The sequence below is a fragment of the Pseudomonas sp. genome, from assembly GCF_050739655.1.
Taxonomy (GTDB): domain Bacteria; phylum Pseudomonadota; class Gammaproteobacteria; order Pseudomonadales; family Pseudomonadaceae; genus Aquipseudomonas.
This window is the reverse complement of sequence record NZ_JBOIBY010000331.1, coordinates 1-9426: the sequence shown is the minus strand read 5'-3', so window position 1 is coordinate 9426 and position 9426 is coordinate 1. Positions and strand designations below refer to the sequence as shown.

Here is a 9426-nt window from a genome sequence, read left to right as displayed (position 1 = left end):
ATGCGCAACAGACGGCGGACGGCAAGCAGCTTCATGCGTTATCGCTTGGGTCGAGGGATCGGGAAAGGCGCTCGAAACGCGCCTCGAGACGTTCCAGATCGAGCTTGATCTGGTCCAGTTCACTGAATCGGGCTTCGGCTTCGCGATGACCGACGAGGGTGCGCGATTCTTCGGCCAGGTATTCGGCGAGGTTCTGGTTGAGGCTGGCAAATCCTTGTTGGTACCAGCGGGCACGGCTGCGCAGGTGACCGCCAACCAGGTGCGTGGCGACCGGGCCGAGCCAGCGCGAGAGTTCGTACTCCCAGTCCAGCTCAAGATCCTGAAGGATGGCCGCCAGCTCCAGCAGCACGCCGCTGTCTCCGTCGAGCTCGACTTCAGGGGCATGCAATACCGAGGTCTTGTCCTTGCTCATCGCCAGTTTCAACAGGCTCGAGGCCGGTGCACGCAAGGTGCAGTCGGCGCCGGTTTCCCACTGGGTGGCGAGCATCAGGCCTTCATCGCTGGGCAGGATGAACATTTGCAGTGCCGGGCTGCGGCAGTCGACGGCAATCACCTTGCCGCTCAAATGCGCGAGCCGTGGCAGCGCCGTGCTGTCGAGACGCAGCACCCGGTTCAGGCCGAGTTCAACGCTGGCGAGCAGGCCGGCGAGCAGCATCAGGGCTTGATGCCGCGATGCAAGGCGACGATGCCTGCGGTCATGTTGTGATAGGTCACGCGGTCGAAACCGGCCTCGACCATCATCGACTTCAGGGTTTCCTGATTCGGGTGCATGCGAATCGATTCGGCCAGGTAGCGATAGCTTTCCGAGTCGTTGGTGATCAGCTTGCCCATCAGCGGCATGAAGGCGAACGAGTAGGCGTCGTAGGCCTTGGACATCAGCGCGTTGGTCGGCTTGGAGAACTCCAGCACCAGCAGGCGTCCACCTGGCTTGAGCACGCGCAACATGGAGCGCAGGGCGTCTTCCTTGTGCGTGACGTTGCGCAGGCCGAAGGCGATGGTCACGCAGTCGAAATGGTTGTCCGGGAACGGCAGCTTTTCCGCATCGGCCTGGACGAATTCGACGTTGCCGGCCACACCCAGATCCAGCAGGCGATCGCGACCGACCTTGAGCATGGACTCGTTGATGTCTGCCAACACCACCTGGCCGGTCGGGCCAACGAGGTGTGAGAATTTGCGGGTCAGGTCGCCGGTGCCGCCAGCGATGTCGAGCACGCGGTTGCCCGTGCGTACGCCGGACAGTTCGATCGCGAAACGCTTCCACAGACGGTGCATGCCGCCCGACAGGAGGTCGTTCATCAGGTCGTATTTGGCAGCTACCGAGTGGAAAACTTCAGCGACTTTTTCCGCTTTCTGGCTTTCCGGAACGTTTTTGAAGCCGAAGTGAGTGGTGGGTTCGGCATCGCTGCCTTTGCGCTGATCAGTCATATCGCTGTCACCAAGAGAGAATGCGCGACATTCTAATCCCCAAGGCATGCTTTGTCTTGGCAAGGCTGAAGGTAAGATGGATCACCCTCGGGACGTTTTGCCGCAGCGGCGGTCAAGATTTACCAGCAAGCAATCATAATTCAGGAGTCATTCAATGGCCCATATCAGTGTTGAGCGCGCCCACAGCCTGGGCAAGGAAGCGGCGCGCGAGAAAGCCAACAAGCTGGCGCAGAAACTTTCCGACCAGTATGGCCTGCAGCCGCAATGGTCAGGGGATACCCTGAACCTCAAGCGCTCGGGCGTGAAAGGTGCGGTGCACGTGGCCGACGATTCGATCCGGGTCGACGTGGAGTTGGGCCTGATGATGTCGGCCATGAGCGGCATGATCAAAGCCGAGATCGAGAAGGCGCTGGATAAAGCCCTCGTCTGATTTCTAGTCACTACTCCTGTGGGAGCTAGCCTGCTAGCGATAGCGATTCATCCTTCGACATCAATGTCGGCTGACAAACCGCCATCGCTAGCAGGCTAGCTCCCACATTTGCCTTGTGGCGAGGCCAGAGGTTCATGTCAGTTGTTAGGGTGCCGTTTCTAATTTTTCTCCCTACTTTGTGCCAGAGCCCGACACTTTCGCGGGCAGTTCCTCAAACCTACTGCGCGTGAGGTGGACCATGGCTAAAGTTATTTTGAAGAAAAAAATCGACGCGTCGACGACTGCTCTTGGCGACGTCAAATCCTATGCCCGCAAGATCTGGCTGGCAGGCCTGGGTGCCTACGCCAAGGTTGGCCAGGAAGGCAGCGAGTACTTTCAAGAGCTGATCAAAGCAGGTCAAGCTGTTGAAACGAAAGGCAAAAAGGTAGTCGCTGAAAAACTCGAAGCGGCGAACTCCGAGATCGCTGAAGCCAAGGGTGAAGTGAGCACTTTCAAGGGTCGCGTCGAAGTTCAACTCGACAAGGTCGAGAAAGCGTTCGACTCGCGTGTTGCAAGTGCCTTGAATCGTATCGGCATTCCGTCTAAACATGACGTGGAGACACTCTCTGTCAAGCTCGATGAGTTGACGGCACTGCTCGAACGCGTCGCGCGTAAATCTTAAGGAGAACGGGATGGCTGTTAAAAAGAACACCGAAAAAGAAGGCAGCTCGTGGATCGGGAAAGTCGAAGACTACTCCCGCAAAATCTGGCTGGCTGGTTTGGGCGTGTACTCGAAGATCGACGCTGACGGCAGCAAAATCTTCGATGCATTGGTAAAAGACGGCGAGAAAGCCGAAAAGGCAATCGGCAAGAAAGTCGACACTGCCAAGGACAGCGCCAAGGATTCCGCTTCTTCGGCCAAGTCGCGCATCAGCGGCGTTAAAGATAAGGCGCTGGGCAAGTGGGATGAGCTGGAAGGGGCTTTCGACAAGCGCCTGAACAGCGCCATTTCGCGCCTGGGCGTGCCTAGCCGCAATGAGGTCAAGGCGTTGCACGCCAAGGTTGAAACCCTGACCAAGCAAATCGAAAAACTGACCGGCGCCAAGGTTGCCCCTGTTGCGGCGAAAACCGCAGCGGCCAAGCCTGCTGCCAAGCCAGCTGCAAAAACTGCGGCCAAGCCTGCTGCCAAGCCAGCTGCAAAAACTGCTGCGGCGAAACCTGCTGCTGCCAAGCCAGCAGCCAAGCCGGTCGCCGCGAAAGCAGCCGCCAAGCCAGCTGCTAAACCAGCGGCAAAAACCGCCGCAGCGAAACCTGCTGCAGCCAAGCCAGCGGCAAAACCTGCTGCCGCGAAGAAGCCAGCAGTGAAAAAGCCGGCTGCTCCAAAAGCCGCCGCTGCAAAACCGGCGGTGGCAGAAGCCAAGCCGGCTACTCCGGCAGCAGCCCCGGTCAGCGCATCGAACTCCGCTGCCGCGCCAACACCTGCTGTCACCCCGACTGTCGCGCCAGCTGCATCGACGCCAACCAGTCAGTCCTGATTTCTCAGGGCTCAAAAAAACGCCCGGCCTGCGAAGGTCGGGCGTTTTTGTTTGTGCATGTAGGAGCGAGCTTGCTCGCGAAAAATCTGTAGGCGCCGCGATCATTCAGGATGCTCGCGTCATCGTTAGCGCTTTTCGCGAGCAATCGAGCGTCGACCGGCTGCTCCTACAGGGGGCTATTCGTGTGCTTTGAGGTACTGCAATGCCATCTGCTCGGTCGCGATCTTGATCGGCGGCAACAAGTGCGGCGCCACCAGCATCATGATCTGGTAAACCACCAGTCGCACTTCACCTTCGCGATCGATAATCCGCTGATAGTCCAGTGAGAACAGCAGCGTCAGGGTGATTTGCTCCACCAGTTGCCCCAGCGCCTGGGTGTCGCTGACCAGTTGCCCCTGAGCCTTCAATCTCGCCAGCAACGAGGCCAGCGTTCGCTTGAGCCCATTGAGCAGATTGCGAATACCCTTGGCCAGTTTTGGCAAGCGTCCGGCGAGGTTCGACAGGTCCTGGAACAGGAATCGGTAGTGGGCCAGGCGTTCGACGATCAGGTGCAGGAACAGCCAGTAATCTTCCGGTGCCAGTTCTACATCGGCCGGTGGGTCCAGCAAAGGTGCCATTTCGGCCTGAAAGCGTTCGAACAGCCCGAGAATCAAGGGCTCCTTGCCGTGGAAGTGGTAGTAGAGATTGCCTGGGCTGATACCCATTTCATTGGCAACTTCCATGGTGGATACGTTCGGTTCGCCCTTCTGATTGAACAACTGCAGGGCACATTCGAGGATGCGGTCGCGGGTTTTCATCCAGTCTTCTTAGTCATGCCACGGCCGACGGCGACCGTGGGTCGGTGAACGTCAGCGCACGCGCACGTAAGTACCGGGCGCCGCCTCCATCGGTGGATATTTCGGGTTGCCAAGTGTCATGTTTGTTTCTTTCTGTGCGCCCGAGCGTTCCTGAATCCAGCTCAGCCATTGTGTCCACCAACTGCCGTCGACCTGCTTGGCATCGTAGTACCAGGCCCGTGGATCGCTGCTCATTTTCGCGCCTTCGACGTAGTTGGCTTTCGGGTTGCTCGGCGGATTGAGGATGCTCTGCACATGGCCGCTGTTGGACAGCACGAAGCGCCGATCGCCACCCAGCAGCAGGGTCGAGCGATACACCGCATCCCATGGTGTGATGTGGTCGTTTATCCCGGCGACGCTGAAGCTGTCGACGGTGACTTTTTGCAGGTCAATCGGTGTGCCGCACACTTCCAGGCCGCCCGGATGACCCAATGGGTTGTGCTTGAAGAAGTCCAACAAGTCGCCATGCAGGGCCGCGGGAAGGCGTGTGCAGTCGTTGTTCCAGTACAGGATGTCGAAGGCTGGCGGTTCCTTGCCCAGCAAGTAGTTGTTGACGAAGTAGCTCCAGATCAAATCATTGGGGCGCATCCAGGCGAAGACCTTGGCCATGTCCCGGCCATCCAGCACGCCTTTCTGATAGGAGCGGCGCTTGGCGGCTTCCAGGGTCTGTTCGTCAGCGAAAAGGGTCGCTGGCGAGTCCAGCTGGCTGTCAAGCAGGCTCACCAGGTAGGTCGCGCTGGAAACGCGCCGCAGTTGTCGCTTGGCTTGCAGGTGCCCTTGCAGCGCGGCAATGGTCAATCCGCCGGCGCAGGCGCCCATCAGGTTGACCTCCCGTGCGCCGGTAATCGCCCGGCAAACATTCATGGCCTCTTCCGCGGCTTCAACGTAACTCGACAGGCCCCATTCGCGATGGCGCACATCAGGATTGCGCCAGCTGATCACAAAGGTTTGCAGGCCATTCTTGAGGGCATACTGGACGAAGCTGTTGTGAGGGCTGAGATCGAATATGTAGTACTTGTTGATCTGCGGCGGCACCACCAGCAACGGTTTCGAGTACTGCTTTTCGCTCATGGGCTTGTACTGGATCAACTCCAGCAGTTCGTTGCGAAACACCACCGCGCCGGTAGTGGTGGCTACAGTCTTGCCAACCTCGAACGCCTGCTTGGTGACCTGCCTGGGCAGGCCGTCGTTGTGCAGCAAATCGTCTACCAGATGGCCGACTCCGCGCACCAGGCTATTACCGCCGGAGTTGAAGATTTCCTTGATCGCCAGCGGATTGAGCAGGGTGTTGGACGGCGATACGGCATCGTTGAGCAGCACGAACGCGAAGTGCGCGCGGGCACGGTCATCCGGGGTCATGCTGCTTTCGTCGATCCAGCTTTTGACCTGCTTCTGCCAGCTCAGGTAGGCCTGCAGGCTGCGACGATAAAACGGGTTCAGAGCCCACGCCGGGTCGGCGAAACGACTGTCCTGCGGGTTGGTGGGGTGCAGGGTGTCGCCGAGCAACACGCGGCCCAATTGGCCACCCAGTTTCAAGGCGTGCCGAGCGGTGTGCACCGGATTGCGTAACCCATGGACGGCAACGCTGCGCAGGGTCGAAATCAAGTCCCGACCACGCAGGCCGGTAATCGCACTCTGTGCGTTGATGAACGCGGCGGGAGTGGGCAAAGAGTCCCTCGCTGGTTTGTCACGCATCAGTCCACACTCCTTCGTCTTCAGGCCAAAACAAATACACCGAACCAGAACACCATAGACGCTGTAACGGGTTGTTGCGCGGCGCGGCGTCCTGCCGGCCAACAACGGACGGGTTTAGCCGCCCAATGGCGCCGGATGGGGATGCATCCTGGCGCGCTGACGTTCCTCCTGGAGGAACTTCATGATGATCGGTGCCACCGCTTCGGCCCGGGTAATCAGGAACAGGTGTCCGTCATCGATGATGTGCAACTGGGCATTGGGAATCCGCCAGGCCAGCAGGCGCATGTTGACCAGCGGGATCAGCGGATCGTCATCGCCAGCCAGTACCAGGGTCGGCTGGTGGATCTTGTGCAGCCAGTGAATGCTGGTCCAGCCGAGGCCGGCGAACAGTTGCCAGTAGTAACCGAGCTTGCCCGCCGAACGCACTTTCGCCGCATGGCTTGCAGCCAGTGTCGGGTCGCGACGGAAAGCGCCGCCGTAGATCATCGGTGCAATGCGGATCACGTGTGACGGCTGGATGTAGCGTCTTGGGCTGGCCATCATCCACAGCACTTTCGGCTTGCCCGGCACCATCACCGTGCCCGCTGCCGTGGCCGCCAGCACCAGTTTCTTGCAGCGTTCCGGATAGTCGAAGGCGAACTGTTGGGCCAGCGCGCCGCCCCAGGACACGCCGATCACATTGACCTGCCCATAATCGAGATAGTCGAGCATCCGCGCCGTGAGTTTGGCCAGGCCCGGAAAGCGATAGGGCCGGTTCGGCGTCGACGAACCGCCGACACCGGGAACGTCGAAAGCGATGACTTCCAGGTCCGGGTCCAATGCGGCGACGAACGGAAACACCAGCTCAAGGTTGGCGCCGATGCCGTTGAAAATCAGCAAGGGCGTCAAGTGAGGCTTGCCGGGGCGTACCGCCGTGCGGAGGGTCTGGCCATCCAGTTCGATGGTACGGAATATGAACGGTTGCAGCATGCTTCTGGCCTTGTGGGTCACTCAAATTCATCCCCGTCCCCTGTGGGAGCGGGCTCGCTCGCGAATGCGTCAATTCAAACGACATCAATGTTGAATGATCAATCGCTTTCGCGAGCAAGCCCGCTCCCACAGGAGGGCGAGGTGTGTCAGTTACCGCTCATGCACATAAGTACCCGGCGCTGCTTCGCCTGCCGGATACGCCTTGTTGCCCAACTTCAAAGGCGCCTTTTTCAGTGCGCCGGAACGCTCGGCTTGCCAGGCTTGCCAGTGCAGCCACCAGGAGTCGGTGTGCTTGGTGGAGTTCTCTTGCCATTCTTCGGCAGTGTCCGCCACTTCGCTGTTGGTCATGTAACGGGATTTCGGATTGCCCGGCGGGTTCAGGATGCTCTGGATATGTCCACTGCTGGACAGCACGAACTCGACATTGCCACCGAACAGATGCGCCGACTTGTAGCAGGACTTCCACGGGGTGATGTGGTCGGTGGTGCCGGCCAGGGCAAAGATGTCGGCCTTCACTTGCTTCAAGTCGATGGCGGTACCGCACACTTCCAGTGCATTCGGGCGGATCAGTGGGTTGCTTTTGAACATCTCGATCAGGTCGCCATGGAACGCTGCAGGCAACCGTGTGGTGTCGTTGTTCCAGAACAGGATGTCGAACACCGGCGGTTCGTTGCCCAGCAGGTAGTTGTTGACCCAGTAGTTCCAGATCAGGTCGTTGGGGCGCATCCAGGCGAAGACTTTCGCCATGTCGCGGCCTTCCAGTACGCCAGCCTGGTAGGAATGACGCTTGGCGGTTTCGAGGGTCTGCTCGTCGACGAACAGGGCGACGTCGCTGTCCAGGGTGGTGTCCAGCACGCTTACCAGCAGGGTCAGGGCGTTGACCTTGTTCTCACCGATCGCGGCGTAGTGACCCAGCAGGGCGGTGCAGGTAATGCCGCCGGAGCAGGCACCGAGCATGTTCACGTCTTTGCTGCCGGTGATGGCCGTGACCACGTCCACCGCTTCCTTGAGCGCCTCGATGTAGGTCGACAGGCCCCACTCGCGCTGTTCCTTGGTCGGGTTGCGCCAGCTGACGATAAAGGTCTGCACGTTGCTGCGCAGGCAGAACCGCGCCAGGCTCTTTTCAGGGCTCAGGTCGAATACATAGAACTTGTTGATTTGCGGCGGTACCACAAGCAAAGGACGCTCGTGAACCTGCTCGGTAGTCGGCTTGTACTGGATCAGCTCCAGTACATCGTTGCGGAACACCACGGCGCCTTCGGTCACGCCCAGGGTCTTGCCGACTTCGAAGGCGCCCATGTTGACCTGGCTCGGCATGCCGCCGTTGTGCACCATGTCCTTGGCCAGATGCGAGAGCCCATCGAGCAGGCTTTTGCCGCCGGTTTCGAAGAAGCGTTTGACCGCCGCCGGGTTGGCCGCGGTGTTGGTCGGGGCGAAGGCTTCGGTCATCAGGTTGATCACGAAGTGCCCACGGGCGACGTCCTTGGACGACAGTTTGCTGTCGTCGATCCAGTCGTGGAGTTCCTTGCGCCACGCCAGGTAAGTTTGCAGATAGCGTTTGTAGAGCGGGTTCTGGCTCCAGGCCGGATCCGCGAAGCGACGGTCATCGCTGTTCGGTTGCAGCTCGGATTTACCGAACAGCACGTTCTTGAGTTCGAGGCCGAAATGCGCGACATGCCTGGCGCTATGCACAGGTTGTTTGATGGCCTGTCTGAGCACCATTCGAGCAGAAGCCAGTAGATCCTTTCCACGCAGCCCAACGACAGGATTCAGACCCAGAGTGTTTTCCGAGGCCTGATACTTCAAGTCATCGTTATTCTGTTTACTCATCTACGACGCTCCAATGTCCTGAGACGAGTACCGGGGCCTGCTGTGTAGTCACACAGCCAATGCCAGGTACTACTGCTCGGGTGACCGTTAATGCTGCATCACTGCTTTTGTTCGCAGAGAGCACTGCAGGGAACTTGCCAGCTCCATTGGTTACCCGAGTTTAATTTTTTTCGCAAGCAGGCCAATAATCGGCCCGGAAGCGGAGCATTCAAACAGATGAAATTAGAAAATGCCCTCTAAAGAGCAAGAGGCTCGGGCTAGAGCATCAGCTTGACGACAGACTCGTTCGGGTCTCGGGTCTTTCCGGCGGCTTTGAGCTCGGCAAGATAGTCTTCCCAGAGTGCGTCATAACGTCGCCCCAGTTCGTACAGATATTCCCAAGTGAACAAACCACTGTCGTGGCCGTCGTCGAAGGTCAATTTCAGTGCGTACTGACCGGCCGGCTCCAGCTTGGTCAGGCCGACGTTGATCTTGCCAAATTGCAGGATGGGTTTGCCGTGGCCCTGGACCTCGGCGGAGGGAGAGTGCACGCGCAGGAACTCGGCGGGCAGGGTGTATTCCTCGCCGGACGCGTATTTGAGCGTCAGGGTTTTCGAGGCTTTGTGCAGTTTGATGTCGGTGGGGATAAGGGTCATGTCAGGTCGTCCGTCTATGTGGAACGAACTGTAGGAGCTGCCGCAGGCTGCGATCTCTTGATCTTGCTTGTAAAAATCAAAAGATCGCAGCC

At 59.0% G+C, this 9426-nt stretch carries 10 protein-coding genes; 3 read left to right on the top strand and 7 right to left on the bottom strand.

From position 1 onward, the window contains the following. Positions 1–31: 31 nt before the first annotated feature. Positions 32–655, bottom strand: coding sequence for a ubiquinone biosynthesis accessory factor UbiJ (locus ACRESJ_RS16150; protein WP_431758794.1), 624 nt, complete (start codon positions 653–655; stop codon positions 32–34). After that, positions 655–1425 (bottom strand): bifunctional demethylmenaquinone methyltransferase/2-methoxy-6-polyprenyl-1,4-benzoquinol methylase UbiE, encoded by a 771-nt coding sequence (gene ubiE, locus ACRESJ_RS16145; protein WP_007989286.1) that lies wholly within the window; start codon positions 1423–1425, stop codon positions 655–657. Before ubiE ends, ACRESJ_RS16150 begins: the two co-directional genes overlap by 1 nt. Positions 1426–1579: 154 nt before the next feature. Here ubiE and ACRESJ_RS16140 point away from each other — a divergent pair, with 154 nt between their 5' ends. From ACRESJ_RS16140 to ACRESJ_RS16130, 3 genes are all read left to right on the top strand, one after another. Beyond that, the gene (locus tag ACRESJ_RS16140) at positions 1580–1855 is read left to right on the top strand and encodes a polyhydroxyalkanoic acid system family protein (RefSeq protein WP_431758793.1); all 276 of its coding nucleotides are present in this window, start codon (positions 1580–1582) and stop codon (positions 1853–1855) included. 238 nt (positions 1856–2093) lie between these two features. After that, positions 2094–2516, top strand: a complete 423-nt coding sequence (locus ACRESJ_RS16135) for a phasin family protein (RefSeq protein WP_431758792.1) — start codon at positions 2094–2096, stop codon at positions 2514–2516. Positions 2517–2526: 10 nt separating this feature from the next. Next, entirely contained in the window at positions 2527–3369 is an 843-nt protein-coding gene (locus ACRESJ_RS16130; protein ID WP_431758791.1) for a phasin family protein, read from the top strand. 176 nt (positions 3370–3545) lie between these two features. Here ACRESJ_RS16130 and ACRESJ_RS16125 read toward each other — a convergent pair whose 3' ends face one another. The 5 genes from ACRESJ_RS16125 to ACRESJ_RS16105 form a co-directional block, all read right to left on the bottom strand. Beyond that, positions 3546–4166, bottom strand: coding sequence for a TetR/AcrR family transcriptional regulator (locus ACRESJ_RS16125; RefSeq protein WP_431758790.1), 621 nt, complete (start codon positions 4164–4166; stop codon positions 3546–3548). A gap of 51 nt (positions 4167–4217) precedes the next feature. After that, a complete protein-coding gene (phaC, locus tag ACRESJ_RS16120) occupies positions 4218–5900 on the bottom strand; it encodes a class II poly(R)-hydroxyalkanoic acid synthase (protein WP_431758789.1) in 1683 nt (560 codons plus the stop codon). 114 nt (positions 5901–6014) lie between these two features. Continuing rightward, on the bottom strand, positions 6015–6869 hold the full coding sequence (phaZ, locus tag ACRESJ_RS16115) for a poly(3-hydroxyalkanoate) depolymerase (RefSeq protein ID WP_431758788.1): 855 nt from the start codon (positions 6867–6869) through the stop codon (positions 6015–6017). A 150-nt stretch (positions 6870–7019) separates the two neighbouring features. Beyond that, entirely contained in the window at positions 7020–8699 is a 1680-nt protein-coding gene (phaC, locus tag ACRESJ_RS16110; RefSeq protein WP_431758787.1) for a class II poly(R)-hydroxyalkanoic acid synthase, read from the bottom strand. Between the two features lie 257 nt (positions 8700–8956). Continuing rightward, positions 8957–9334 carry a gamma-butyrobetaine hydroxylase-like domain-containing protein gene (locus tag ACRESJ_RS16105; RefSeq protein WP_431758786.1) on the bottom strand — a complete coding sequence of 126 codons (378 nt, stop codon included), beginning with the start codon at positions 9332–9334 and terminating at the stop codon, positions 8957–8959. Positions 9335–9426 lie beyond the last annotated feature (92 nt).